At 70.8% G+C, this 24,093-nt stretch carries 24 protein-coding genes and 1 pseudogene; 10 read left to right on the top strand and 15 right to left on the bottom strand.

Annotation, left to right across the window (positions count from 1 at the left end):
• The first annotated feature begins 207 nt into the window (after positions 1-207).
• Positions 208-1,302: a hypothetical protein gene (locus tag BG418_RS19445; RefSeq protein ID WP_317453697.1), complete on the top strand. Its 1,095-nt coding sequence runs from the start codon at positions 208-210 to the stop codon at positions 1,300-1,302.
• Positions 1,303-1,345: 43 nt separating this feature from the next.
• Here the strand turns inward: BG418_RS19445 and BG418_RS19440 are convergent, their stop codons facing one another.
• Positions 1,346-2,083, bottom strand: coding sequence for an SDR family oxidoreductase (locus tag BG418_RS19440; RefSeq protein WP_188275187.1), 738 nt, complete (start codon positions 2,081-2,083; stop codon positions 1,346-1,348).
• A gap of 87 nt (positions 2,084-2,170) precedes the next feature.
• On the opposite strand from BG418_RS19440, the gene BG418_RS19435 reads away from it, so the two are divergent.
• Positions 2,171-2,845, top strand: a complete 675-nt coding sequence (locus BG418_RS19435; RefSeq protein WP_188275186.1) for a TetR/AcrR family transcriptional regulator — start codon at positions 2,171-2,173, stop codon at positions 2,843-2,845.
• A gap of 233 nt (positions 2,846-3,078) precedes the next feature.
• Positions 3,079-3,957, top strand: coding sequence for a triacylglycerol lipase (locus BG418_RS19430; protein WP_188275185.1), 879 nt, complete (start codon positions 3,079-3,081; stop codon positions 3,955-3,957).
• A gap of 76 nt (positions 3,958-4,033) precedes the next feature.
• On the opposite strand, the gene BG418_RS19425 is transcribed toward BG418_RS19430, so the two are convergent.
• Positions 4,034-5,095: a lytic polysaccharide monooxygenase gene (locus tag BG418_RS19425; protein WP_188275184.1), complete on the bottom strand. Its 1,062-nt coding sequence runs from the start codon at positions 5,093-5,095 to the stop codon at positions 4,034-4,036.
• 194 nt (positions 5,096-5,289) lie between these two features.
• On the opposite strand from BG418_RS19425, the gene BG418_RS19420 reads away from it, so the two are divergent.
• On the top strand, positions 5,290-5,805 hold the full coding sequence (locus BG418_RS19420) for a GNAT family N-acetyltransferase (protein WP_398999424.1): 516 nt from the start codon (positions 5,290-5,292) through the stop codon (positions 5,803-5,805).
• On the opposite strand, the gene BG418_RS19415 is transcribed toward BG418_RS19420, so the two are convergent.
• Positions 5,748-6,101 (bottom strand): helix-turn-helix domain-containing protein, encoded by a 354-nt coding sequence (locus BG418_RS19415; RefSeq protein WP_188275183.1) that lies wholly within the window; start codon positions 6,099-6,101, stop codon positions 5,748-5,750. The two genes, BG418_RS19420 and BG418_RS19415, sit on opposite strands and share 58 nt — an antisense overlap.
• 159 nt (positions 6,102-6,260) lie before the next feature.
• Here BG418_RS19415 and BG418_RS19410 point away from each other — a divergent pair, with 159 nt between their 5' ends.
• Entirely contained in the window at positions 6,261-6,839 is a 579-nt protein-coding gene (locus tag BG418_RS19410; protein ID WP_188275182.1) for a carboxymuconolactone decarboxylase family protein, read from the top strand.
• A gap of 29 nt (positions 6,840-6,868) precedes the next feature.
• Positions 6,869-7,525, top strand: a complete 657-nt coding sequence (locus BG418_RS19405) for a bifunctional 2-polyprenyl-6-hydroxyphenol methylase/3-demethylubiquinol 3-O-methyltransferase UbiG (protein ID WP_188275181.1) — start codon at positions 6,869-6,871, stop codon at positions 7,523-7,525.
• Positions 7,526-7,560: 35 nt separating this feature from the next.
• On the opposite strand, the gene BG418_RS19400 is transcribed toward BG418_RS19405, so the two are convergent.
• Entirely contained in the window at positions 7,561-8,061 is a 501-nt protein-coding gene (locus tag BG418_RS19400; RefSeq protein WP_188275180.1) for a DUF402 domain-containing protein, read from the bottom strand.
• Positions 8,042-8,980, bottom strand: a complete 939-nt coding sequence (locus tag BG418_RS19395; RefSeq protein ID WP_188275179.1) for a GNAT family N-acetyltransferase — start codon at positions 8,978-8,980, stop codon at positions 8,042-8,044. Before BG418_RS19395 ends, BG418_RS19400 begins: the two co-directional genes overlap by 20 nt.
• A 77-nt stretch (positions 8,981-9,057) precedes the next feature.
• Between BG418_RS19395 and BG418_RS19390 the strand changes: the two genes are divergently transcribed.
• Entirely contained in the window at positions 9,058-9,432 is a 375-nt protein-coding gene (locus BG418_RS19390; protein ID WP_188275178.1) for a GntR family transcriptional regulator, read from the top strand.
• A gap of 69 nt (positions 9,433-9,501) precedes the next feature.
• Here the strand turns inward: BG418_RS19390 and BG418_RS19385 are convergent, their stop codons facing one another.
• On the bottom strand, positions 9,502-10,605 hold the full coding sequence (locus BG418_RS19385) for a DUF5925 domain-containing protein (RefSeq protein WP_188275177.1): 1,104 nt from the start codon (positions 10,603-10,605) through the stop codon (positions 9,502-9,504).
• A gap of 153 nt (positions 10,606-10,758) precedes the next feature.
• On the opposite strand from BG418_RS19385, the gene BG418_RS19380 reads away from it, so the two are divergent.
• On the top strand, positions 10,759-12,132 hold the full coding sequence (locus BG418_RS19380) for a xylan 1,4-beta-xylosidase (protein WP_188275176.1): 1,374 nt from the start codon (positions 10,759-10,761) through the stop codon (positions 12,130-12,132).
• A gap of 31 nt (positions 12,133-12,163) precedes the next feature.
• On the opposite strand, the pseudogene BG418_RS19375 reads toward BG418_RS19380, so the two are convergent.
• From BG418_RS19375 to BG418_RS19355, 5 genes and pseudogenes are all read right to left on the bottom strand, one after another.
• Positions 12,164-13,444, bottom strand: a pseudogene (locus BG418_RS19375) (lipopolysaccharide biosynthesis protein); the annotation flags it as partial.
• 117 nt (positions 13,445-13,561) lie between these two features.
• A complete protein-coding gene (locus tag BG418_RS19370; protein ID WP_188275254.1) occupies positions 13,562-14,329 on the bottom strand; it encodes a polysaccharide deacetylase family protein in 768 nt (255 codons plus the stop codon).
• Positions 14,330-14,349: 20 nt separating this feature from the next.
• Complete coding sequence (locus tag BG418_RS19365) at positions 14,350-15,474, bottom strand: glycosyltransferase family 2 protein (RefSeq protein WP_223185118.1); 1,125 nt, start codon at positions 15,472-15,474, stop codon at positions 14,350-14,352.
• Entirely contained in the window at positions 15,471-16,250 is a 780-nt protein-coding gene (locus tag BG418_RS19360; protein ID WP_188275252.1) for a glycosyltransferase family 2 protein, read from the bottom strand. Before BG418_RS19360 ends, BG418_RS19365 begins: the two co-directional genes overlap by 4 nt.
• 436 nt (positions 16,251-16,686) lie before the next feature.
• Positions 16,687-17,115 (bottom strand): hypothetical protein, encoded by a 429-nt coding sequence (locus tag BG418_RS19355; RefSeq protein ID WP_188275175.1) that lies wholly within the window; start codon positions 17,113-17,115, stop codon positions 16,687-16,689.
• 250 nt (positions 17,116-17,365) lie between these two features.
• On the opposite strand from BG418_RS19355, the gene BG418_RS19350 reads away from it, so the two are divergent.
• Complete coding sequence (locus tag BG418_RS19350; RefSeq protein WP_188275174.1) at positions 17,366-18,175, top strand: SGNH/GDSL hydrolase family protein; 810 nt, start codon at positions 17,366-17,368, stop codon at positions 18,173-18,175.
• A 32-nt stretch (positions 18,176-18,207) separates the two neighbouring features.
• Here BG418_RS19350 and BG418_RS19345 read toward each other — a convergent pair whose 3' ends face one another.
• On the bottom strand, positions 18,208-19,884 hold the full coding sequence (locus BG418_RS19345; protein ID WP_188275173.1) for a serine/threonine-protein kinase: 1,677 nt from the start codon (positions 19,882-19,884) through the stop codon (positions 18,208-18,210).
• Between the two features lie 379 nt (positions 19,885-20,263).
• Here BG418_RS19345 and BG418_RS19340 point away from each other — a divergent pair, with 379 nt between their 5' ends.
• On the top strand, positions 20,264-20,527 hold the full coding sequence (locus BG418_RS19340) for a hypothetical protein (protein WP_188275172.1): 264 nt from the start codon (positions 20,264-20,266) through the stop codon (positions 20,525-20,527).
• 150 nt (positions 20,528-20,677) lie between these two features.
• On the opposite strand, the gene BG418_RS19335 is transcribed toward BG418_RS19340, so the two are convergent.
• The 3 genes from BG418_RS19335 to hmgA all read right to left on the bottom strand — a co-directional run bounded on the left by BG418_RS19335 (position 20,678) and on the right by hmgA (position 24,073).
• A complete protein-coding gene (locus BG418_RS19335) occupies positions 20,678-21,835 on the bottom strand; it encodes a type ISP restriction/modification enzyme (RefSeq protein ID WP_188275251.1) in 1,158 nt (385 codons plus the stop codon).
• A gap of 100 nt (positions 21,836-21,935) precedes the next feature.
• Positions 21,936-22,688: a GntR family transcriptional regulator gene (locus tag BG418_RS19330; protein WP_188275171.1), complete on the bottom strand. Its 753-nt coding sequence runs from the start codon at positions 22,686-22,688 to the stop codon at positions 21,936-21,938.
• A 65-nt stretch (positions 22,689-22,753) separates the two neighbouring features.
• Positions 22,754-24,073 carry a homogentisate 1,2-dioxygenase gene (gene hmgA / locus BG418_RS19325; protein WP_188275170.1) on the bottom strand — a complete coding sequence of 440 codons (1,320 nt, stop codon included), beginning with the start codon at positions 24,071-24,073 and terminating at the stop codon, positions 22,754-22,756.
• Positions 24,074-24,093 lie beyond the last annotated feature (20 nt).

The following is a 24,093-nucleotide window of genomic DNA, read 5'->3' as shown; positions in this document are numbered from 1 at the left end:
CTCTGCGTGCGATTCCATATGCCTCCTGGTGACGATGGGCCTACTGGGCGGCCTGACGGGGCTGGGGCTGCGGCTGTCAGGTCTGTCGGGACTGTCAGGGGTGCGGGGTCGGTTAGTGGTGCCGGGTCTGTCAGAGGTGTCGGGGTAGTCAGGGACGCGGGGGCCCGTGGTGGTGCCACGGGTGCGGGCGGCAGCGGGGTCGAGGCCGTGCTTCCCGCGCTGCTCGGGCTGCTCGGCGGCCTCACCCCCGCCGTTCAGGCCCTCCCGCCGGATTCCGCGCTCGTCGATGTGCGGGGCGCCGAGCGGTACTTCGGATGGAACGCGGCCCAGCTCGCCTCCGTCCTACGGGTCAGGGCGCTCGCGCACTGCGGAGTGGGCTGCACCATCGGCGCCGGGCCCAACCCCATGCTGGCCAGGATGGCCGCCCGGGCCGCCCGGCCGGGCACGACCCTGGTGCTGTCCCCGGACGAGGTGACGGAGTTCCTCGCGGAGAAGCCCGTCGTCGCGCTGGACGGCGTCGGCCCCGCGACCGCCCGCACCTTGTGCTCGTACGGGCTCGACTCGGTCGGCAAGGTCGCCGCCGCGCCGCTCGCCACCCTGCAGCGGATCGTGGGCGCGCGGGCCGGGCGCGAGCTCCACGAGCGGGCCCTGGGCGTCGACCGCAAAACTGTCGTGCCCAGCACCGCCGCGCACCCCTGGCTGTCACCGGGAGGCGCCCCCGCTCTCGGTGCCGAACGCTACTTCCCCCGCGACGAGGTGGACCCGGAGCGCCGACGCCGTGCGCTGCTCTCCCTCACCGAGGAACTGGGCGTCCGGATGCGCCGGGACGGGCAGGTGTGTTGCTCCCTGACCCTGACCGTGCGGTACGCCGACCGGTCCAGCACCACACGCGGCCGCACCCTGCGTGAGCCCACGGCCCACTCGCCCGCGCTCACCGCGCTGGCGTACGCGATCCACGACTCGCTCGGCCTCCAGCGCGCCCGCGTCCGGGGCATCTCCCTGCGGGCCGAGGGCTTGATGCCCGCCCGCCGCGCCTCCCGCCAGCTGACGTTCGACCCGACGGACGACCGAGTGCGGCGTATCGAGGCGGTGGCCGACCGAGCCCGAGCCAAGTTCGGCCAGAACGCGGTCGTCCCGGGGGCGCTGGCGGAGCCGGGCGTGATTGCCGTGGCCGAGCCGGGTGAGGTGGCGGGGGCGGTGGCTGAGCTCGACGCGGTGGCTGAGCCAAGCACGCGGGCCGAATCGGGCGTGGTGGCCAAGCCCGACGCGGTTGCCGAGCCGGGGCTGGCCGACGCCGCCTGATCCGCGCCCCGACCTCACCCCGTTCCCCCCTCGGTACTACGCCCTACGCGCCGGACGAGAGTCGTGCGCCGCCGTCCACGGTGAGGACCACACCCGTGGTGAAGCTGTTGCCTATGAGGAACGCGATCGCGTCCGCGATGTCCTCGGGGGCGCCGCAGCGGCCGGCCGGGGTGGACTTGGCGTACGAGGCAAAGGTCTCGGCCTTGGTGTCCGCGTCCATCCAGTCCCACCACGGCGTGTCCACGATGCCCGGCGAGACCGCGTTGACCCGGACCGGGCCCAGCTCGACCGCGAGGACGGGAACCATCGCCGCCACCGAGGCGTTGACCGCCGCGAGACCCGCCGTGCCGGGCATCGCGGCGCCCGCCGACGCGGCCGTCAGGAAGGTGAGGGACCCGCCGGGGGAGAGGACCTCAAGGGCGGCCCGGGCCGTGAGGGCGTGCGCTATGAGCTTGCCCTCGGACGCCTCGCGCAAGGCATCCGTCGTCACCGACCGGAACGGTCCCGCCGCGGTGGAACCCGTGGCGGCCACGACCACGTGGTTGGCCCGCCCCAGGCCGGTGAAGAACCGCAGGGTCGCCGCCTCGTCCCGGGCGTCCACGACCTCGCCGGTCGCCGTGCCCACCGCCCCCTCCAGGGCACTCAGCTCGGCCAGCGCGGCCTGCAGCCGCTCGGGGGAGCGGCCGGTGACGACCACGTCCCGGCCCTCGCTGAGCTGGCGCCGGGCGGTGGCCAGGCCGATGCCGGACGTGCCGCCGATGATCACAACTCGCTCGTTCATGACGTGCCTTCCACGCTTCGAATGATTTCCGGTGCTCCGTGTCTCGTAAAGAGTATTCCGGTGCACGGTGTCTTGTAAAGTGGCCTCATGGAGAATCCGGAAAATTCCTCGAAGAAGGCGGGCGAGGGGTCTGCGCCCCGCGGGCGGCCCCGCAGCGAGACCGCCCGGCGCGCCGTGCTGGACGCCGCGCTGGAGCTGTGTCAGCGCGACGGCTACCAGGAACTGACGATGAAGGGGATCGCCGACGTCGCCGGCGTCGGGCGCCAGACCGTCTACCGCTGGTGGCCGACCAAGCAGGACGTTCTGCTCGAAGTCCTGGTCGAGCTCCCGCACCGCACCCCGGACCGGCTGTTCCCCGACACCGGCAGCGTCCGCCACGACGTCGAGGAACTGCTCCGCTACACCTTCCAGTTGACCCAGGGCGTCACCGGCCGGGCCCTCGTCGGGCTGATGGCCGACGCGCAGGGCGACGTCGAGCTCTCCCGGCGGTTGCAGGAGTCGGTGATCGGCCCGCGTCGGGAGGTGCTGCGTCGGATCCTCGAACGCTGGGTGCGGCGCGGCGAATTGAGCGAGACCGGCGGAGCCTCGCTGGACCTCGCGGTCGACTTCGCGTTCGGCGTGATGTGGTACCGGCTGCTCAGCCGCCATGCTCCGGTCGACGACGCGCTCGCGGCCGAGCTCGCCACGGCGGTGTGCAAGCTGCTCTCGGCTGACGGGGGCGATCGGAGTCGCGCGGAGGCCGCCTCGGCTGATCGCGGTTGATCAGGGACGGTTGCGAGCCGCGAGGCGGGGTGCGGCGGGCGGTTGCGGTGGTGACCAGCGGTTGTGGTGGTGCCGCGTGTAGCGGTCGTGGGTGCCGACACAACAGTTTTTACTGACGCGTAACTTCACTCTCAGGCTACTGGTGCGTAATTTGGCGGGCGAACAGCACTTGTGGTCCGGATCACAGGATGCGTGTCATCGCAACTCCCCTTGAGCCGCAAGGAGATCGCCCGATGCTGCCCTGGAAGCCCCGCCATCCCTGGAAACGTGTGATCAGACCGCTGGCCGCGGTGTTGCTCGCCGCCTCGGTCACCGCCCTTCCCGCCACCGCCGCGCACGCCCAGTCCGCCCCCAGCAGCGGCTGGAACGACTACTCGTGCAAGCCCTCCGCCACCCACCCCCGCCCCGTCGTGCTGGTCCATGGAACCTTCGGGAACTCCGTCGACAACTGGCTGGCCCTCGCCCCGTACCTGGCCCAGCGCGGGTACTGCGTCTTCTCGCTCGACTACGGACAACTCCCGGGCGTGCCGCTCTTCAACGGGCTCGGCCCGATCGACAAATCGGCCGGACAGCTCGACGGTTTCGTAGACAAAGTGCTCGCCGCGACCGGCGCCCCCAAGGCCGATCTGGTGGGTCACTCCCAGGGCGGCATGATGCCGCGCTGGTATCTGAAGTTCCTGGGTGGCGCCGCCAAGGTGAACACCCTGGTGGGCATCGCGCCCGACAACCACGGCACCACCCTGCTCGGCCTCACGGCGCTGCTGCCCTACTTCCCCGGCGCCGGTGACCTGCTCAAGGCCACCACTCCCGGCCTCGCCGACCAGGTCGCCGGGTCGCCCTTCCTGACCAAGCTCAACGAAGGCGGCGACACCGTCCCCGGGGTGCACTACACCGTCATCTCCAGCAAGTTCGACGAGGTCGTCACCCCGTACCGCTCGCAGTTCCTGAACGGGCCCGACGTCAACAACGTCCTCATCCAGGACAAGTGCGCCCTCGACCTCTCCGAGCATGTGGCGATGGGCCTGGTCGACCGCATCACCTACCACGAAGTGGGGAACGCGCTCGACCCCGCGCACGCGACGCCCACGACCTGCGCGTCCGTCATCGGCTGAGTTCGTTCTGAACGCAACGCGGCCCTCTCACTTACTTCGTAAGTAGGGGAGAGGGCCGCGTTGTTGTCGCGCGGGATCAGCCGCTGTGGCGGCTGCCCGTGGCGGCCTTGCGGCGAACGGTGGCGAAGAGGACTGCGGCACCGGCGGTCAGCGCGCCCGCGCCGCCGATCGCGAGATACGTGGTGGAGCCGTCCCCGCCCGTCTCGGCGAGGTTCTCGGTCCTGCCCGAGTCCGCCCCGGCGGGAGAGGCGGCCACGCCGTCCGGCTGCGGCTGGTTGCCGGGGCGGGCCGTGTCGCCGGACTTCTCGGAGGCCGGCCGGGCCGGCGCGCCGGCGCCCGTCCTCGCGTCGTCGTCCCCGTGGCCGTGGTGCTCCACGGTCGACTTGGCGGCGCCGTCCTCGACCTGCTGCTCGGTCGGCGCGGAGGCGGTCGGGGCCGGGGCGGATCCGGTACCGGCGCCGTTGTCCTTGCCGAAGACCACGTCCGAGCAGGTGTAGAAGGCCTCGGGGCTGTCCGAGCGCTGCCAGATCGAATAGATGAGATGGCGGCCGGACTTGGCGGGGAGGGTGCCGTCGAAGACGTAATCGCCGTTCCGCATCGCCGGGTTCGTCACCTTGGCGAAGGGCGTGGACTCCAGGTCCGACCACTTCAGCGGCTTGGCGGGGTCGTAGCCGTCCTTGGTGAGGTACAGCTCGAACGTGCCCTTGTGGGGTGCGGTGCCCTTGTAGCGGAACGTGTGGTGGCCGGCGGTCAGCTTGGTGGACGGCCAGTCCGCGCGCGCCAGGTCCAGGCCCTTGTACTTGTCGTTGCCCGCGCTGCAGAGCTTGCCGTCGGGGATGATCTGCTTCGACTTGCCCGCCGCGTTGGCTATGTTGACCGCGTTCCAGTCGTAGAGGGCCTGAGTGCCGCCGGCGGCGACGGCCGCCTTGCACGCGGCCGAACGCGGGCTCTCCGGACCCTCGGCGTAGCAGGCGGAGACCCGGCTGACCGGGTCCGTCATCGAGCCATGGGCGGCCGCCGAACCGGCCGCGAGCCCGGTCAGCGCGAGCGGCGCCACGGCAAGGGCGGCGACGGTGGCGGCCTTGCGACGACGGGGTGCCCCCTGCTCGAACGCGGTGGAGAGCTTGGGGAAGGTCATCGACGTTCTCCTTCGGTGCTGCACGGGGGGGGTGGTGCCACGGGGGTGGGCGTGCAGCACGCTAGCCGTCCGAAACCCCGAAATCGCCTGCTGGGGACGGGTGATGGTGATCCTTATGGCGCCGTTAAGGGGCCACTGAGAGGCGATTAAGAACGGGCCGCAACGGCTTGTCGCACCGGCCGTACGGTGGGGCCATGATCCTCATGAACAACGACAGTCATGACGATGCCTTCGATGACATCAGGCTCGCCACCGCCGCCGACGTCGCGCGCGTGAAGGCGGTGACCGACGCGGCCTACCACCACTACATCGAGCGCATCGGGCTGGTGCCCGCGCCCATGGAGGCCGATCATGCGGCGAACGTGGCGGCGGGGCTGGTGTTCGTGACGGGTGAGCCGGTTGTCGGTGTCCTGGTGCTGGTCGCCGAGGCGGACCATCTCTTCCTGGACTCCATCGCCGTGCACCCGGACGCCAAGGGTTCGGGCCTCGGCAAGAGGCTCCTCCACTACGTGGAGGAGCACGCCCGTCGGTTGGGCCTCGCCGAGGTACGGCTCTACACCAACGCCAAGATGTGGGAGAACCGGGGGATGTATCCCCGATACGGATACGAGGTGGTGGAGCGGCGGGTGGAAGGGCCCTACGACCGGTTCCACTACCGCAAGGTGCTCTCCTCGCCGTCGAGTTCGGCGGCCCAGGTCTGCGACCACTGACTCAGTCCGGCGAGCGCGGCCCAGGCCTGGCGGCCGAGCGGCGTGAGCCGGTAGTCGGTCCCTGGGGCCTGCTCGACGAGGCGGGCCTCCCGCAACTCGGCGAGCCGCTGGTGCAGCACGCTGGAGGACATTCCGTCGCACCGCTGCTGGAGCGGGCGGAAGCCCAGGGGGCCCGCTTCGTGCAGCTCCCACAGGATGCGCAGGATCCACCGGCGGCCGAACAGGTCGAGCGCGGCCATCAGTGGCCGCCCGGTCGTCGAGCCGCGAACCTCGCGCCCCGGCATGGGTGTGGTCATGGCTGCCTCCTTGGCACTGGCCGTTCGTCGCTGACTGCTCACCGCTCACCGCCCGCCTCTCTGGCGCTTCGGATCCAGAAACAGTACCGTGGGTGTATCGATGCTTCTGAATTAGAAGCGTCTGTTCGCCACTGCTGTGCCAGCGCGCCTGGAGGAGCAATGACCGCCCGCATCACACCGCTTGAACCGCCGTACGAGCCGGAAACCGCCGCACTGCTGCACCGGATGATGCCGGGCCCCGAGCCCATCGGCCTCTTCCGCGCGCTCGTACGCAATATTCCGCTCGCCGATGCCATGCAGGAGTGGGGCTCGTACATGCTGGGGCGCGGCCTGAGCGTCGGGCGGCGCGAGCGGGAGATCGTGATCCTGCGGACCTGCGTGCGGCGCGGCTGCGCGTACGAATGGGGCGTCCATGTCGCGCACTTCGCGGACCGCGTCGGGCTCGACGAAGAGCAGGTGACCTCCCTCGCCGGGGGTGAGGCGGATGACGCGTGCTGGACCGGTGAACGTGACCGGCTGCTCATCGAACTCGTGGACTCGCTGTGCGACACCGCCGACGTCGACGACGTGCTGTGGGCGCGGCTGACCGGGCACTTCGGCGATGAGCAGCTTCTCGATCTGCTGGTGCTCTGCGGTTGGTACCACGCGGTGAGCTTTGTGGCGCGGGTCGGCCGCCTGGAACCGGAGCCGGGTGCTCCGGCCTTGGTGGACCGCGCGTCCGGCGGTCGGCAGGGGTGACTGTCAGTGGTGGGTGTCACGATCGGTGCATGAACATCGACCGCATCGACGCGACCCCTGCCGGCGGCGCCAACGACGCCAACGACGCCTGCGATCCCATCGACTGGGACCAAGCCGCGGACACCTTCGACGAGGCACCCGACCACGGGCTGCGCGATCCGGCCGTGCGCGCGGCCTGGGCCGAGCGGCTGGCCGCGTGGCTGCCGGAAAGCACCGGGGACCTCCTCGACCTCGGGTGCGGCACCGGAAGCCTCTCGCTGCTCGCGGCCGGGCGCGGGCACCGGGTGACCGCCGTCGACCTCTCGCCCAGGATGGTCGAGCGCGCCCGCGCCAAGCTCGCCGGGACCGGCGCCGAGGTGCTGACGGGCGACGCGGCTCGGCCGCCGGTGCACGGGCGGAGCTTCGACGTGGTGCTGGCCCGGCATGTGGTGTGGGCGCTGCCCGACCCGGCCGGGGCGCTGCGGCACTGGTGGTCCATGTTGCGGCCCGGCGGGCGTCTGATCCTGGTCGAGGGGGTCTGGGGATCCGTCGGCATACCCGCCGGGCGGCTCACGGACGCGCTGGCACCGCTGGGCGGACAGGTGCGGTACGAGCGGCTGTCCGGGGACGCCCGGTTGTGGGGGCGTGAGGTGGACGACGAGCGGTACGCGGTGATCGCCGTCGCCGGGGAGGCGGAGGTCGGCTGACCGGGAGCAGTCAGCCGACCGGAAGCGGTCAGCTGTCAGTCGAGCAACGCCGTGAACTTGCCCAGTTTGGCCAGGAGTTCGAGCTCGTCCAGGGCCTCCTCGGCGCGGGACGCCGCGTCCGGGTCGCGGGCGGCAAGGCCGCTCGCGAGGAACTCGTCCTCGTCCAGGCGGAGCACGGTGGCGCCGTCGGCGGAGACCCAGAGATCCAGGTCGAGGTCCTCGGCGACCACTTCGCCGTCGCGGACCACGGCGGGGCGGGCGATGTCGCAGTACCAGCCCTTGAGCGACGCGTCGGCGGCCCGTACCTCCTTCACCGCGTACCACCGGTCCCGCCAGTAGTGCTCGGTGAAGACGTCGCCCGGCTCGAACCGGACGAAGCCGAAGTCGCGGACGCCGTCTCCCGCCCAGGCCGCGTGCACCGTCAGGCGGGTGCCGTCGTCGGACACCACCGACGCCGGGTAACTGATCTTCGTACGGCCTGACTTGACCAGCGTGACCGAGAGGAGGGTGCCGGGGTCAATCGAGTTCGTGGACATGCTGTATCTCCGTGGCGCAGATTTCGTAGCCGAACCATTTGTTGATCGCCAGCATCGGGGCGTTCTCCGCGTCATTGGCGGTGAAGGCATCGGTGTAGCCGGCGGCGCGGGCGCGGTGCAGGGATTCGTTCTTGGCGAGCTTCGCCAGGCCCCGACCGCGGAACTCCCGCAGGGTGCCCGTCATGCCGGACAGATAGCGGGTGGCGCCGTCGGTGTGGGCGGCGGTGAAGGCGGCGATCCTGCCGTCGACCACCACGACCATGGTGAGGTCGCGGTCCAGGCAGGGGTGGTTCCAGGTGTGGCCGAGCCAGTCGTCGTAGTCCGTCAAGTCGACGTCGACATCGCCGGGTTCATCGGCGGTGACCTCGGCGTCGGCCTCGAAGACAGGGCGAGGGTCGTCGATGTAGTAGGCGGCGGTGCGCAGTTCGACGCCCGGGGGCAGGTCCTCGGGTGAGAGACGAGGAGGGAGGGTGCCGTTGGCGAGGCCGACGCGCTGCCAGTGAGCGGTCCGCGAGGGGCGGTAGCCACGGTGTTCGGCGAAGGCGCGGGGGACCGGTGCGTCGTCCACGCTGGAATGCACCGTGGTGGCGCCCGCGGTCGCGAGGTGTTCCTCGGCGCTGCGGGTGAGCAGGGTGCCGGCGCCACGGCCCCGGTGGTCGGGGTGGACCTGGAGCGAGAGGAACGCCTGTCCGGGGAGCGGGCTGTCATAGACGATGCCCGTACGGGCCGTGCCGATGACGGTGGCGTTCTCCTCGGCGACCAGGAGGAGGTAGTGCTGCGCCGGGTTGGCCCGGGCCACGTTGAACGCGACGGCTTGCGGGGTCGTCACCAGATGCGGGGCCACCGCACGGCGTATCCGGACCACGGATTCGGCGTCGAGGGGGTCCTCGGGCCGGAAAGCTCGGACGATCACGGTCATGTGGTCGCACGCTACGCGCGCGGCGAGGCGGGTGCCTCCCATTTTCGCCGGGCGCGGGGGAGGGGGAGAATCGGGCTGTGACCCTGAAGATCGTCATTGACCAGGAAGCCGCGAGCGCGCCGTACGAGCAGCTGCGGGCCCAGATCGCCGAGCGGGCGCGGGCGGGGGTGCTGCCCGTGGGATACAAGCTGCCCACGGTGCGCGGTCTCGCCGAGGACCTCGGGATCGCCGCCAACACCGTGGCCAAGGCCTACCGCGCGCTGGAGGCGGACGGGGTGATCGAGACGCGCGGCCGCAACGGGACGTTCGTCGCGGCGGCGGGCGACGCGGCGGAACGCCGGGCCGCGGCAGCCGCTCAGACGTACACGGAGGAGGTACGACGGCTGGGACTGAGCCGCGACGCGGCGCTGGCGGCGGTGGAGGACGCGGTACGGGCGGCGTACGGCGACTGAGCCGCCCCCGCGTGGGTGGGGGCATGGGCGCCGGGCGCGCTGTCCTCACGTCGACAACCCGCCCGCGAACTACAAATACAGCCCCGCGTCCACGTCCTCCCGGGGGTCCGGGACGCTGGGGGGTGTGGAGCCGCGGCGGAGGGCGAAGAGTTCGGCCAGGGTCGCGCCCTCGCGGCCGACGCCTTCCTCCGTGCCCAGCCATGTGACGGCCTCGCGGCGGGTCATGGGGCCTACAGAGATACGCGCCAGGCAGCGGCCGGGGCGGACGACGGCCGGGTGGAGGCGTTCGAGGTCTTCGTTGGTGGTGACGCCGACCAGGACGTTGCGGCCCTGGCCGAGCAGGCCGTCCGTCAGGTTGAGCAGACGGGAAAGCGCCTGGCCAGCCGTGTGCTTGGCCTCGCCCCGGATCAGCTCGTCGCAGTCCTCCAGCAACAGCAGCCGCCAGCGGCCCTTCGCGGTGCCGTCGTCCTCGCCGATCGCGATGTCCATCAGATACCCGACGTCGTTGAACAGGCGCTCCGGGTCCAGGACGCAGTCCACCTGGCACCAGTCGCGCCAGGAGCGGGCCAGGGTGCGCAGGGCCGAGGTCTTGCCGGTGCCCGGCGGGCCGTGGAGCAGGAGCAGGCGGCCCGCGATGTCGTCGGGGGTCACCTTCATCAGGCGGTCCATCGCCTCGGCGACCGGCGCCGTGTAGTTGGGCCGCACCTCGTCCCAGGTACCGGCGGCGATCTGGCGGGTGGTGCGGTGCGGGCCCCGGCGCGGGGAGACGTACCAGAAGCCCATCGTGACGTTCTCCGGCACCGGTGCCGGTTCGTCCTCGGCGCCTTCCGTGGCCTGCTTCAGGACGCGTTCGGCGAGGTCTTCGCTGGTCGCGGTCACCGTGACGTCCGCGCCCCGGTTCCAGCGCGAGACGAGCAGCGTCCAGCCGTCGCCCTCGGCGAGCGTGGCGCTGCGGTCGTCGTCCCGGGCCGCGCGCAGCACCTTGGCGCCCGGGGGCAGCAGGCTGACGCCCTTCTTGACCCGGTCTATGGAGGAACTGTGCGAGAACGGCTGCTCGCCCGTGGCGAATCGCCCGAGGAACAACGCGTCGACGACATCGGACGGGGAATCGCTGTCGTCCACATTCAGCCGGATCGGCAGCGTGGCTTCAGGGTTCGCGGACATGGCGCCCATGATCCGGCAACATTCCCCTCCGCGCACGGTGTTTTGTCCCGTTGGACTCGCGCCGCCGATGGAAGCGGGAACCGGGGTGGGGCGTGGGACGTTCCATCAGTGTTCGGTGGAAAAAGACTCGAAAGGCAACTCTCGTAGATAGGCTGGATCGTGATGCGTCGTCATGTGGGGGCTTCCATCGTGCTGCTCGGCCTGGTCGCGGCCGCGCTCACGCTGGTCCTCGCCGTGAGCGGCGGCACGACCGGCTCGTCCGACGGCCATACCGCCGACGGCAAGGACGGCGCCACCTCCGGCGGTCCCACCGGTCCCGCCCGCAGCGACACCGAGCTCGGCTGGGGCTTCACGCACACGCAGTACAGCGCGGACAGCGGATCGCCCGACGCCGTCGCGCGGGCCCGCAAGCTCCTCGCCGGGCAGCCCATGCCGCAGGACCAGGCCATCATGGGCTGGGGCGCGGGCAACCCGGAGCCGTCGCCGGGTACGTACGACTTCGGGGATCTCGACCGGCGCATCGCGTTCATCCGGTCGACCGGTTCCACGCCGGTGATCACGCTCTGCTGCGCACCGGACTGGATGAAGGGCGGCAAGCCGGGCGAGCAGAACACCGACTGGAGTCTCAAGTCCTTCGAGTCCGCGCCCCTTCCGACCCACTACCAGGACTTCGCCGACCTCGCCGCGACCGTCGCCAAGCGCTATCCGGACGTACGGCACTTCGTGGTGTGGAACGAGTTCAAGGGGTTCTTCGACGACAGCAGCCAGCGGTGGAACTACGAGGGGTACACCCGGCTCTACAACCTCGTCTACGACGAGGTGAAGAAGGCCAACAAGGCCAACCAGGTCGGCGGGCCCTATCTGGTGATGGACAGCTACGGGCCGCAGGACAACCAGTTCGCCTCCGACCTCAAGGGGCCCTGGGGCTCGGTCGACCAGCGGGTCCTCGACGCCTTCCGGTACTGGAACCAGCACAAGAAGGGCGCCGACTTCGTGGCGGTCGACGGTGCCGGGTTCACCCGTGACAATCAGATGCTGCCCGATCCCTTCACCGCGCTCGACAAGTTCACCGATGTCGGCCGCTGGCTGCGCAAGGAGTCGGGCGGGCTGCCGCTGTGGTGGTCGGAGTACTACGTGGAGCCCGAGAACTCCGGGTGGGGCGAGGACCGCCGGGTCGCCGCACAGGCCGCCGCGATGATCGCCATGGTCCGGGGCGGGGCGACCACGGGGTTCTACTGGAGCCCGCAGCAGGCCACCGCCCAGTGCCCGGGCTGCCTGTGGAGCGCCACACAACTCCCCGACGGGGGAACCCCGTTGCCGATGTACGGGCTGGTCTCCCGGTTCGCCCGGGAGTTCCCGCCCGGCACCCGGTACGCATCCCTCGACTCGACTGCCGAAGACATACCCGACGTGCGGGTGCTGGCGAGCGACAGGACCGTCCTCGTCGTCAACACGCGGGACCATGCCACTCAGGCGCGGGTCGACGGCCGGTCGTTCCCGATGACCGCCTACCAGGTGCGCTGGCTCAGCCGTTGATGACTCGGCCGCGCGCCGCTCACCTGCCGAGCCCAGCGGCATCCGGCTCGCCGGCGTCCGGCCGAGCGGCCCCTGCCACGCCCTCTGCCATACCCCCCGCCACATCCGCCGCCGACCCCCGCAGCACCCCGTAAAGCCTCGGCGCCGTCACTGCCGCGATCACGGCGAGACTCGACGCCTCGGCGATGCCGACGCCCGTCAGGCCCATCGGAGGGAGGAGAGCGAGGGTCGAGCCGAGTACCAGGGCGCACAACGCGCCCTGGAGGTAGGCGAGTCCGGCGGTGCGGCTCTGGGCGCGCAGGACCGCGAAGTGCAGCTCGATCACCACCCGCAGCAGTGCTCCGGTCACCAGCAGGCGCAGCAGGGGCGTGGCGTGGTCCGCGTAACCCTGGCCGAAGACGCGCAGGACCAGCGGCGCGAGGACGAAGAGCGTGGCACAGATCGGCGCCACGATCTTGGTCATCCGGATCAGCGCGGCGCGCGCGTTGCGGCCGAGGCGGCTCGGGTCGTGGGCGCCCTCGACGGTCAGGGAGGCGCCCATGTTGATGGCGAGGAGTTCGACCGTGCCGCCGATGGTGGCGGTGATGTAGAAGTACGCGTTGTCCGACGAGCTCACCTGGGAGGCGACGATCACCGGTACGAGATAGACGACGGCCAGGGCGAACAGCGAGCCCGTGTAGTCGCCGGCCAGGAACCGGCCGAGCTCGCGGTAGCTGGGCGGGCGCGCCGATGATGCCGTCAGCTCGATGTGACGGGGGACGAGGCGTCGGAAGACCAGCCATCCCAGCGGCAGTACGGAGACGGCGATGGCCGCGACCCAGGAGACGAACACGCCCGTGGTGGGCAGAGAGGCGGCGATGGCGATCAGGAGCAGGAGCTTCACCGTGGAGAAGACGGTGTTGCCGATCGGGACCCAGAACGCGCTGCGCAGCCCGGTCAGCACCCCGTCCTGAAGGGTGAGGATCGCCCAGGCGATGACGGAGGCGATGAAGCCGAGGCCGTGCAGCGGCCCGTGCAGGAAGCGGTAGGAGGGTCCCCAGACGTTCAGAGTGAGGAGGAAGACCACGGCGGCGAGAGCGACGACGACGGCGCTGGCCGCGTACGTACGGAAGACCAGTCGGCCGGTTCCGGCGCCGGAGACCGGGATGAAGCGGGCCAGGGCGCCGGTCAGGGTGAGTGCGGTGATCCCGGCGAGGAACTTCATCGCCGCGATGGCCGCCGAGCCCTGCCCGACCGCGTCCGCCGAGTAGTACCGCGCGGCCACCAGCCAGAAGCCGAGGCCGAGGACCGCGCTGATACCGGTGTTGACCATCAGCGCGTAGGCGTTGCGGAAGAGCGGCGTGCCGTCACGTTTCTGCCGGGCCTGCGCTCTGCGTAGCCGCTGCCGCGCGGTGGTCGTCACGGCCGTCGTCTCGGTCACCGTCACCGCTCACCTTCCGGCCAGTGCGCGCCCGGCCTGCCGTCCCCTGCGGACCAGGGCGTATCCCTTGGTGAGCGCGCGGTCCCGGGCGAAGGTGCGGGCGATGGCGCGGCCCTCGACGAGTCGCGCGAACTCGTCGATGTCGGTACCGCGCCGGACGGTCACCCGCTCCAGGGCGTACGGGCCCTGGTGACGGCGGGCGAGTGCGTTGCCGACCGCCAGTGCCTGGGTGAAGCCGGCTGCCCGGACGGTTCGGCGTACCCGGCGGCTGGAGTAGCCGTACGGATACGCGAAGGAGACCGGGCAGGCGCCCAGCTCCTCGGCGACGATCTCCTTGCAGCGCAGGGTCTCGAACCAGAGCTGGTCGTCGGGGAGTTGGTCCAGTTGCGGGTGGGTGTGGCTGTGGCCGCCGATCTCTGTGCCTGCGGCGGCCAGTTCCCGTACCTGGTCCCAGTCGAGCATGGTGTCGAGAGCGCCGCTCTCCTCGTGGGCGCCGCGCAGCCAGCCGGTCGAGACGAAGAGGGTGGAGGCGAAGCCGTGTTTGGCGAGGACGGGGAGCGCGTGGCGGTGCACGCCCTCGTATCCGTCGTCGAAGGTGATCAGGACGGGCCGCAGGGGGAGCGCTCCCGCCGTGCGCCATGCGTGGGCCAGTTGGGCGGTGGTCAGGGGGGTGAAGCCCCGGTCGGCGAGCAGGGCCATCTGGTCGGCGAAAGCGTCCGGCGAGACGGAGAGGCCGTAGGCCGCCCTGGCCGGGCGGTGGCCCACCGCGTGATACATCAGGATCGGTACGGGCGCGCTCACGCGGCCTCCCCCTCCTCCGTGTCCGAAGGTGATCCGCCCGGCTGCTGCCCGGGCGAAAGCTCCCCGCCCGACGGATCCCCACCCGAGCCATCCCCGCCCGGCTCCCCGCCAGCAGCGATCGGCGCGACCTCGAACACGGCCCCGCCCCGGCGGGCCCGGAGTGTGCCGAGCAGATAGCCGCAGGTCGCCACCGCGACACCCGCCACGATCGCACCCGCGCGCCCGATCGCGCCCGCGCGCCCCGCCCCGCCCGGCCGCCCCAGCGCCGCGTCCCGTACCCCGCGTACGACACCGGCCGGAAGCACGCGGGTCGTATAGCGGCGCTCCGACTCAAGTCCCTTTCCGGCGCCGACACTTCGGGATACCAGGGCCTTGGACAGGCCTTCGGCGTACGTCCGGGTGCGGAAGTAGGCGAAGTGTTCGCGGGTGGGCGGGACGCGGTGGTGGATCACCGCGCGGTCGTCGATCAACAGCACGGCGTCGGGCACCGCGCGGGCGAGGCGGATGCAGAGTTCGGTCTCCTCGCAGCCCAGTGGCCGTTTGTCGCCGTCGCGGCCGATGCCGGTGGCGAATCCGCCGGCCGCGTCGAAGGCGGTGCGGCGGAACGAGGCGTTGCCGCCGAGGACGTTGCGGACCCGCACCCGTCCGGGCGGCAGGCCCCGGTACGTACAGCCGACCACCCAGTCGAACTCCTCGGGGAACCAGGCCGGGCGGCGGCCCGAGGACCAGGCGGGCATGGTGCGGCCGCCGACCGCCATGACCCGGGGGTTGTCGTATCCCGAGGCGAAGTACCGCAGCCAGTCGCGCTCGGCCACGGCGTCGTCGTCGAGGAAGGCCACGAACTCGCCCCGGGCGGCGGCGATTCCGGTGTTGCGTCCGGCCGAGAGGCCACGGGGGCCCGCGTTGGCGAGCACCCGCACCTCCCCGTCGGCCGCGTACTCCTTGAACTCCTCGCCGAGCCGTTCGAGCAGCGGCCGGTTGTGGTCCACGACCAGCAGCGTCTCCAGGGCCGGCAGTGACTGATGGCGCACGGAGGAGACCGCCGCGAGGATGTCCTCCCAGCGGTCCTCGGTGTACACGCAGATCACCACGGAGAACTCGCGGCGGTGACGATCGGTCAAGACAGCTCTCCCCGGCGTGCGTTGAGGCCGATCATCTGCGGGCGGCGGTGCGCCCGGGGCACGGACTTCTCCTTGACGATCACCTTGAGCACCCGGATGCCGTCGCGCACGGCGCTCAGGTTGGAGACACCATGGATCCGGTTGTACTCATGGCTGGGCACCTCCTGGACCCGCAGTCCGGCCTTGACGATCCGGATGTTGATCAGGGTCTCTATCTCGAAGCCGCTGCAGTCGAGGACGATCTTGTCGAGGCAGTGCTTCCAGAAGGCGTTGTAGCCGTAGCAGAGGTCGGTGTAGCGGGCGCCGAACTTGCGGTTGACGATGGAGCACAGCGCCCAGTTGCCGAGCTTGCGGATCGGTGTCATGTCGTCGGTGCCGCCGCCGTTGGCGAAGCGGGAGCCCTTGGCGAAGTCGGCGCCGCCGACCAGCGCGGAGACATAGCTGACGATCTCCTCGCCGTCGGCCGAGCCGTCCGCGTCGACCATCACGATGATGTCTCCGGTGCAGGCGGCGAATCCGCTGATGAGGGCATCTCCCTTGCCCTTGCCGACCTGTTTGACGACCTTGACCTCGGGCCACAGTTCGCGGGCCACCCGTACGGTGTCGTCGGTGGAATTCCCGTCGACCAGGACGACTTCGTGGATCCACTCCGGAAGTGTCTTGAAGACGTACGGGAGGTTTTCCGCCTCGTTCATGGCGGGGATCACGACGCTCACCGGCGGCGCGATCGCGAGATTCGGCGAGACCGCGCGGTAGCGCGCGGAATTCGCCGGTATTCGAGTGGCCTCGCCGTCGGCGGCCGGGCCGTCCGACGGGCTGTTCGTGGCACCGTCCGGTGGCACGATGAATAGATCTTGCTCCCGGCTCGCCGGGCGCACAGAAGAGCTCACGAGTCTCTGTCCCTCTCGTCCGGTGGACTGCCCGCCCCCGGGCAGTCCGGATGGTTTCCGGTTACGAAAGGGGGGTCCCCACCCCGGTCATGACGGTCTGGCATTCCGTGCTGAGGTGAGCTGGCTTTGCTGGCCGCGCGGCCCGTGACCGGTCGAGAACGCAGAAAGACCGAGCACGGTACCCCCCTAGCGCGTCCCGCCCCGGCCGCCCCTCGCGGCGCTTGAGCCCTCCCCTAGAGCCGCTTTGCATGATGGGCCGATGCGGGTGGATGTAAGACGGTATTGATGATTGGGGCTGTATGGCAAGACCTGGAACGTGGCCTCACGTTTTTGGGTTTTTGACCATTCTCGACCGATCGGTTGCGGAGCGTTTTACTCCCGTTCCCGTAAGGAAAAGAAGAAAGCTGATCACTGCGACCGCCATGATCTCGCCGCGTACGGACCGGACTTCGATGATCGCCATTGTTTCGGCGATCACCAGATTGATGAGTACCGTGCCCGAGAAAGACGCCACCGCGCGCGTGAGCGGTTCCAGCCGGCGTAAGGCGAAAGCCAATGCCTCGGCGGGTGCGGCGATCAAGAAGAACAGCGCGAGTGGTGCGCGCAGCGGAGAGTCGAGCGGAATCCAGGCGATGGCGGCGCCGACCACCGAGACGGTGAGCGCGGCACCGCTCAGCGCGGCCGCGAGATCTTCACGGGCCGACGATCCGTCATGCCGTGGGCCGGATGGGGTTGTTGGCCTACTGGCCACGTCGTTCCTCCGCGTGCACCTGGAGCCTCCGCGTGCGGCGGGGCTCCAATGTGGCGCAGCCCATCAGGGCCGTCAAGACAAGGGTCGTGCAGTGAAGTTCCCTGCGGTGAAGGTCAATTGACGGGAACTCAGAGTCAGGGTTTCCCCCGATGGAGCGGATTTCTGAAAGTTCTTGGCATGTCCACTTCCGGTGATCCCTACTCGCTGGTACCACATCTGTGGCGGATACCCCGCACTAGGAGGCCCCCACATGAAGCTCTCCCGTATGACGGCCTATGTGTCGTCGATCTTCCTGGCCGCCGCCTTCGCCCTCACCGGGGCAGGCGTGGCCAACGCCGCGACCCAGGCCACAGGCACCGACTATGTGGCGCTCGGCGACTCCTACTCCTCCGGAGTGGGAACCGGTGTGTACGACAGCTCCAGTGGTTCCTGCAAGCGCTCACCGAAGGCGTACCCGTCCCTGTGGGCGGCGTCCAACGCCCCCGCCTCGTTCGCCTTCACCGCCTGTTCGGGTGCGACGACCGACGATGTGAAGGCCAGTCAGCTCGGCCCGCTCAACGACTCGACCGACCTCGTCTCGATCACCATCGGCGGTAATGACGCCGGGTTCTCCGACGTCATGACCACCTGCGTGCTGAACTCGCAGTCCACCTGCATCAACCGCATCAACCAGGCGCGCGACTATGCCGACAACGTCCTGCCCGCAAAGCTCGACTCCGTCTACGACTCGATCAGAGCCAAGGCCCCGAACGCGCACGTCGTCGTCATCGGCTACCCGCACTTCTACAAGATCGGCGGCAACTGCTTCTTCGGTCTGAGCGACACCTCGCGCGCCGCGATCAACGGTGCGGCGGACGAGCTCAACACGGTCACCGCCAAGCGTGCGGCCGACCACGGCTTCACCTTCGCCTCGGTCGTCCCGGCCTTCACCGGCCATGAGATCTGCTCCGGCAGCCCTTGGCTGAACAGTTTGGTCTGGACCAACATAGGGGAGTCCTACCACCCGACCGCCGCCGGGCAGTCGGGCGGCTATCTGCCCACCTTCGCGTCCGTGGCCTGATCCGCACGGGCGCACCCAGGTACGAGCGCATCTCAGCCGGCGGGTGAGGCGGAGCCGCCGCCCGCCGGCGCCGAGTACGACGAGGAGGCCCCGCCCGTCGGGGTCTCCTCCGTGCAAGTGATTGTGTACGAAACGGAGTTGGAGCTGGCCGAGACCGGGGAGCGGACCTCCAGCTGCACCGCGTTGTGGACCGTCTTCCCGGCCTTGTACCCCGACTCGATGTGCGACACCTGCTTGGTCTTCGCGTCGCCCGACCCGAAGCTCAGCGTCTTCCAGCCCGGGTCGGAGGACTCGCCGGTCGCCGTCACCCAGCGGTACTGGACGTCCACCGGCGTACGCCCCACGGTGAACACGGCGAGCACGGCCGGAGCCGCCCCGTCCGGCGGCGGGCAGCTGCCCGAGTAACTCCCGCGTACGGACTGGAGGGAGACCTTCACGGACTGCGCGGGCGGCGCCGATGTGGTGGGGCTGTGGCTGGCGGGAGCAGTGGTGTCGGTGGTGGCTGTGGTGGCGCCCGCGCCGCCGTGGCTCGCGGTGGTCGTGTCGCTGCGGCTCGCGGTGATCGTGCCCTGACCGGTGGCAGGCGGAGTGTTCGAGTCCGATCCACTCGACCCGTCACTGCGCGCCAGCGCCCACGCGAGCCCGCCGAGCGCGAGCAGCAGGACCACCACACCCACCAACAGCACGGCCCCCGGGTGCCGTTTGCGTTCCGGCGGCTCCTGAGTGGTGGTCGAGGCGTCCGAGCCGTACGGGCCCGAGGGCACCGGGTTCGGCAGCGGTGGCGTCCGGCCCGCGTCCGGATCCCCGGCAGCGATCGTCGTCCTGTTGTACGGACTGCTGTGCGGGCCGGGAGTCGGCGGGGGAGCGCCGTACACGGAGCCGCCCGCGCCCACCACCCGTAGCTGGTGCTCGGCCTGCTCGGCGGAGAGCCGCTCGGCCGGGTCCTTGCGCAGCAGCCCCTCGATCACCGGGGCCAGCGGGCCCGCGCGGCGCGGCGGCGGCAGTTCCTCGTCGACCACCGCCCGCAGGGTGGAGAGCGGGGTGTCGTGCCGGAACGGCGAATTCCCCTCGACCGCCGCGTACAGGAGGACACCGAGCGACCACAGGTCGGAGGCGGGGCCGGGCGTGCGCCCCAAGGCCCGCTCCGGGGCGAGGAATTCGGGTGAGCCGACGACCTCGCCGGTCATGGTGAGCGTGGACGTCCCCGCCACCGTCGCGATCCCGAAGTCGGTGAGCACCACCCGGCCGTCGTTGGCGAGCAGTACATTGGCGGGCTTCACGTCGCGGTGCAGCACCCCCGCCTCGTGTGCGGCGCGCAGGGCGGCGATGACCTCGGCGCCGATGTGCCCGGCCCGCTGCGGCGGCATCGGTCCTTCCGCTTCCAGTACGTCGGAGAGTGCGAGCCCGCGTACCAGCTCCATCACGATCCATGGGCGGCCGTCCTCGGTCGCCACGTCGTAGACCGTCACCACATTGCGGTGCGAGATGCGGGCGGCCGCCCAGGCCTCGCGTTCCAGACGGCTGTACAGCCGGTGCTCGTCCGTCGCGTCGAGCCCGACCGGCGCGCGCACCTCTTTTACCGCTACTTCGCGCCCCAATATTTCGTCGCGCGCCCGCCACACCTCGCCCATGCCGCCACGGCCGAGCGGGGACAGCAGTCGGTAGCGACCCGCGACAACGCGCTGCTCACTGCCCGGCACTTCGCTCACTGGCGAGCCTCCTCCATGACGGCGAGACCAACAACGGCGAATCCATTCCAAATTAGCTCAGGTGACCGCATCCGCAGCCCCCTGTGTACCGACCTGTGATGCCGATCGGTCACACAGGGTGAGCGTGTGACGGCCTGTGAGAACCGGACGCGGAATCACCGGGCCCGCCCCGGCCGCCACTTGGGGCGGTGGGTGGCGTGCCCATCTGCCTCTTGTCCAACTCGCCCTGGAACCATGCGTATTCGGAGAGTAGCCATCGGTCAATCGTCAATGTTCCCCGGGAGAGGTGAATCCCGCGACCGGGATACACGAGTGTGATGCGAGGGCGATAGGGTTACCCTGCCCGGGGCCGGGTGCCCTCGTATGGGTGGGGAGTGACATGGAACAGATAACAATGCGCAGCAGGGCGAGAGTGCCTGCCATCACCTGCGGGAGCAGTGCGACCAGCTCGCGGCTCGACCGCCACCTCTCGGTGCTGGGCGGTCCTGCCGTCCCGCAGCGCGAGGCGGCCGAGGCGACGATGCTGATGCGCGAACTGACCTCGCGTGACCTCGCGCACAGCCGGAGGAGCAAGAGCGCCCGCGTCTCGCTCTTCGCCCCGCTGCGGCGCCTGCGCCGCTCGCTCTTCGGCAGCCGCGGCTGAATCCCACGACAGCTCACGACCAGTGACTTCCTGAAACGCGCGCAGGCGTTCACGCCGTCCCGGCGCAGCGCTGCTGTCAGCCCCTCTGTCATCCCCAGGGCTCACAGCAGCGCTTCGGTGTGCCCGGACGCATCTGCCCCGGCCGCTCTGTCATAGCAGGGCGAACTGCCCACCGGGGCCTTCCTCGGGGTGGTCCAGTACGGATGCGGGGCGGCGGGCCGAGGCGGGGACCGGCAGCACGCGCGCGTCGACGAGATCGGCGGGGGTGAGGCGGTCGCCCTCCCGCGCCTCCTGCCCTGTGGGGAGTTCGCTCAGCAGGGCCAGCGCGGTGATCAGCTCAAGGAGCTCGGAGGTCCACTCCTGCGGCCAGGACGCGGGCCGGATCGCCTCCAGAGTGCCCGGCTCGCCGCTCTCCGTACGCCGCTCGAACCACAGCTCCAGTACGCGTACGCCGCTCACGCGGTACTCCCAGGCGCCGGACGGTACGGGCGAGATGCGGCCCTCGCCGAGGTGCAGCGCCTCTTCCTCCGCGTCGTAGCGCAGCTCGTCCGGGCGGGCCGGGATCGCGGCCCGTACGTAGGGCCTGCGTCCGCCGGGCAGCCGGGGTTTCTCGCCGCCGCGTGTGCCGCGCAGCATCAGGGCGATGGCGCGGTGGCCCAACTCGACTCCGCTGACCCAGAGTTGGGGGTCGGTGGTGAGGGGCAGCGCGCATCCGGCGGGTGTGGCGCGGGCGGTCGCCACGGTCCAGGCGAGCAGGTCCTCGGGGTCGACGTCGTGCCCGTACGTCTTGCCGAGGAAGGTGAGCAGGCCGGGGGCGATGTTGGGCTCGGCCGCGTTCGGGCGGCGGTAGAGGGGGCGGATGCGGCCGGGGCGGCCGGCGGGGGAGCGGCCGTCGGGGAGGAGCGCGGAGACGGTGAGGGCCGTTGCTCGGCCGGCCGGTTGGGGTACGTGGCCCTGCTCGACCGCGAACAGCTGCCGTTCGTCGGCGACGCGCCACAGTTCGGGGCGGGCGGCGTCGAGGAGGCGGTGGTCCGGTATCAGCCACTGGTGGTCGAAGGGGCCGTGGGTGATACGGCGGGGTGCGGGGCAGGGGCCCGTCTCGTGACTCAGGGGGCCGGTGTTGGCGGGGGCGCCGGGGAGGGCGGGGGCGGTGGTGCGGAGGGTGCGGGTGCGGCTGGGGTGGAAGAGGCGTTCGCGCTCGTCGCCCTCCGCTCGTACGAAAGCGTCCCAACGGGCCCTGAGCGCACGCTCGTCCGGACCGACCACCCAGGCCCGCCCGGTCCGCAGCGGCGCGACGGCCCAGGGCATCAGATCATCGAGCAGATGCAAGTCGTCACTCACGGGGGGTCATGGTAGGCGGCCGGGGGTGGGTGAAGACAGTGTCACCGGTACTGGCGGCCGCGCCCCCTCACCGCGCCTCCACCGTCACCGAGAACGAGAACCGGTCGCCGCGGTAGCGGATCCGGGCCACGTCGACCACCCGGCCCGTCTCGTCGTAGGTGACACCGGTGTAGTGCAGGATCGGGGACAGGAGCGGGACTTGGAGGAGATCCGCTGTGGCCGGGTCCGCCAGGCGGGCCTCCACCGTGTCCGTGATGCGGCTGATGCGGACGCCCACCGCGTCCCGGAGCACCTTGGTCATCGGCCAGCGTTCGAGGTCGGACAGCTCGATGGACGCCGCCAGTTCGGGGCGGACGGCGTTCTCCGCCCAGTTCGTGGGCTCGCCGGTCTTGCCGTCGCGGCGCAGGCGGCGGTAGGTGACGACCGAGGCGCAGTCGGGGAAGTACTCCGTGAGTTCCCCGGACACCGGCCCCGGCCCATGGCCGAGGACCGTCGTCGGCTCGCCCGACTGCTGGGCCACGATCGCGTCGATCGAGCCGAGCAGCCGGACGGGCGCCCCGCGCCGGGCGGCCGGCTCGATGAACGTGCCGCGCCGCCGGTGGCGGGTGATCAGCCCCTCCTCCTCCAGCTCCTTCAGCGCCTGCCGCATGGTCAGGACGCTCACCCCGTAGTGCGCGGCCAACTGCTCCTCGGTGGGCAGCCGAAGCGAGGCGTCCGGGGTGCGGCCGAGTATCGAGGCGCGCAGGGACTGCGAGACCTGGTACCAGAGCGGCAGCTTGCGGTTCAGGACCAGCGAGTCGGGAGCGAAGGAGGAGGTCACAGTGGCTCCCTATCAGGCGAACGGCGGAAGCGGAAGACGCTGCTCAGGGACGGAAGCCCAGAACGTCAGGGGCGGAAGTGGCGTTCCATGCCCCGCCACACCTCGTCGTACCCCCGCTGCAAGTGATCGGCCGACGCCGCCTGCTCCGTCGCCGTCACCGGCCAGCGCGTCTCGAACATGAACGCGAGGCCGTCGTCGATCTTCTGCGGCTTCAGCTCGGCGGCGCTCGCCCTGTCGAACGTCTCACGGTCGGGGCCGTGCGCCGACATCATGTTGTGCAGCGAGCCGCCGCCCGGGACGAACCCCTCCGCCTTCGCGTCGTACGCGCCCTCGATCAGGCCCATGTACTCGCTCATCACATTGCGGTGGAAGTACGGCGGCCGGAACGTGTCCTCGCCGACCAGCCAGCGCGGCGCGAACACCACGAAGTCCACGCCCGCCAGGCCCGGAGTGTCCGACGGGGAGGTCAGCACCGTGAAGATCGACGGGTCCGGGTGATCGTAGGAGATGGTGCCGATGACGTTGAAGCGGTGCAGGTCGTAGACGTACGGGACGTGGTTGCCGTGCCAGGCGACGACGTCCAGCGGAGTGTGGTCGTACTGCGCGCTCCACAGGTTGCCGCAGAACTTGTTGACCACCTCCACCGGGCCCTCGACCTCCTCGTACGCCGCCACCGGCGCCCGGAAGTCACGCGCGTTGGCGAGGCCGTTGGCGCCGATCGGGCCGAGGTCGGGGAGCTGGAAGGGCCGGCCGTAGTTCTCGCAGACGTAACCGCGGGCCGTCTCGTCCAGGAGCTCCACCCGGAAGCGCACGCCGCGCGGGATGAGCGCGATCTCGCCGGGGCGGGCGGCGAGCAGGCCCAGTTCGGTGCGGAGCAGCAGTCCGCCGCGCTCGGGGACGATCAACAGCTCGCCGTCCGCGTCGCTGAACACCCGGTCCATGGGCGCGTTGGCGTGGTAGAGGTGCACCGCCATGCCCGCGCGCTGGGTGGCGTCGCCGTTGCCGCCGAGCGTCCACAGACCCGCCAGCCAGTCCGTCCCGGCCGCGGGCTCCGGCAGCGGGTTCCAGCGCAGCCGGTTGGGGTCGGGCGTCGTCTCGGTGAAGGGCGCGCTGCGCAGATTGCCGTTGTCGGTGCGGACGAACGCGGGGTGCGCGGCCGACGGCGAGATTCGGTAGAGCCAGGAGCGGCGGTTGTGCGCCCTCGGCTCGGTGAACGCCGAACCGCTGAGCTGTTCCGCGTACAGGCCGAGCGGGGCGCGCTGCGGCGAGTTCCGGCCGTCGGGCAGAGCACCGGGAACCGCCTCCGAGCTGTGCTCGTTGCCGAACCCGGAGGAGTACGCGAGCGCCTCCGCCGTCTTCCTGGCCTGCTCGCTGCTGGTCGTCATCGTCCGCTCCCGCCGCCGAA

This window comes from Streptomyces sp. CBMA152 (genome assembly GCF_014596475.1).
Classification (GTDB): Bacteria; Actinomycetota; Actinomycetes; order Streptomycetales; family Streptomycetaceae; genus Streptomyces.
The sequence above is the reverse complement of the archived record's forward strand: the minus strand, read 5'-3'. Positions and strand labels throughout refer to the sequence as shown.

Excerpts from the sequence above, each read along its gene's own strand:
- BG418_RS19440 (WP_188275187.1), bottom strand. The coding sequence starts at position 2,083 with ATGAACGAGCGAGTTGTGATCATCGGCGGCACGTCCGGCATCGGCCTG.
- BG418_RS19435 (WP_188275186.1), top strand. The coding sequence starts at position 2,171 with ATGGAGAATCCGGAAAATTCCTCGAAGAAGGCGGGCGAGGGGTCTGCG.
- BG418_RS19430 (WP_188275185.1), top strand. The coding sequence starts at position 3,079 with ATGCTGCCCTGGAAGCCCCGCCATCCCTGGAAACGTGTGATCAGACCG.
- BG418_RS19425 (WP_188275184.1), bottom strand. The coding sequence starts at position 5,095 with ATGACCTTCCCCAAGCTCTCCACCGCGTTCGAGCAGGGGGCACCCCGT.
- BG418_RS19420 (WP_398999424.1), top strand. The coding sequence starts at position 5,290 with ATGATCCTCATGAACAACGACAGTCATGACGATGCCTTCGATGACATC.
- BG418_RS19415 (WP_188275183.1), bottom strand. The coding sequence starts at position 6,101 with ATGACCACACCCATGCCGGGGCGCGAGGTTCGCGGCTCGACGACCGGG.
- BG418_RS19410 (WP_188275182.1), top strand. The coding sequence starts at position 6,261 with ATGACCGCCCGCATCACACCGCTTGAACCGCCGTACGAGCCGGAAACC.
- BG418_RS19405 (WP_188275181.1), top strand. The coding sequence starts at position 6,869 with ATGAACATCGACCGCATCGACGCGACCCCTGCCGGCGGCGCCAACGAC.
- BG418_RS19400 (WP_188275180.1), bottom strand. The coding sequence starts at position 8,061 with ATGTCCACGAACTCGATTGACCCCGGCACCCTCCTCTCGGTCACGCTG.
- BG418_RS19395 (WP_188275179.1), bottom strand. The coding sequence starts at position 8,980 with ATGACCGTGATCGTCCGAGCTTTCCGGCCCGAGGACCCCCTCGACGCC.
- BG418_RS19385 (WP_188275177.1), bottom strand. The coding sequence starts at position 10,605 with ATGGGCGCCATGTCCGCGAACCCTGAAGCCACGCTGCCGATCCGGCTG.
- BG418_RS19380 (WP_188275176.1), top strand. The coding sequence starts at position 10,759 with ATGCGTCGTCATGTGGGGGCTTCCATCGTGCTGCTCGGCCTGGTCGCG.
- BG418_RS19370 (WP_188275254.1), bottom strand. The coding sequence starts at position 14,329 with ATGTATCACGCGGTGGGCCACCGCCCGGCCAGGGCGGCCTACGGCCTC.
- BG418_RS19350 (WP_188275174.1), top strand. The coding sequence starts at position 17,366 with ATGAAGCTCTCCCGTATGACGGCCTATGTGTCGTCGATCTTCCTGGCC.
- BG418_RS19340 (WP_188275172.1), top strand. The coding sequence starts at position 20,264 with ATGGAACAGATAACAATGCGCAGCAGGGCGAGAGTGCCTGCCATCACC.
- BG418_RS19335 (WP_188275251.1), bottom strand. The coding sequence starts at position 21,835 with ATGCCCTGGGCCGTCGCGCCGCTGCGGACCGGGCGGGCCTGGGTGGTC.
- hmgA (WP_188275170.1), bottom strand. The coding sequence starts at position 24,073 with ATGACGACCAGCAGCGAGCAGGCCAGGAAGACGGCGGAGGCGCTCGCG.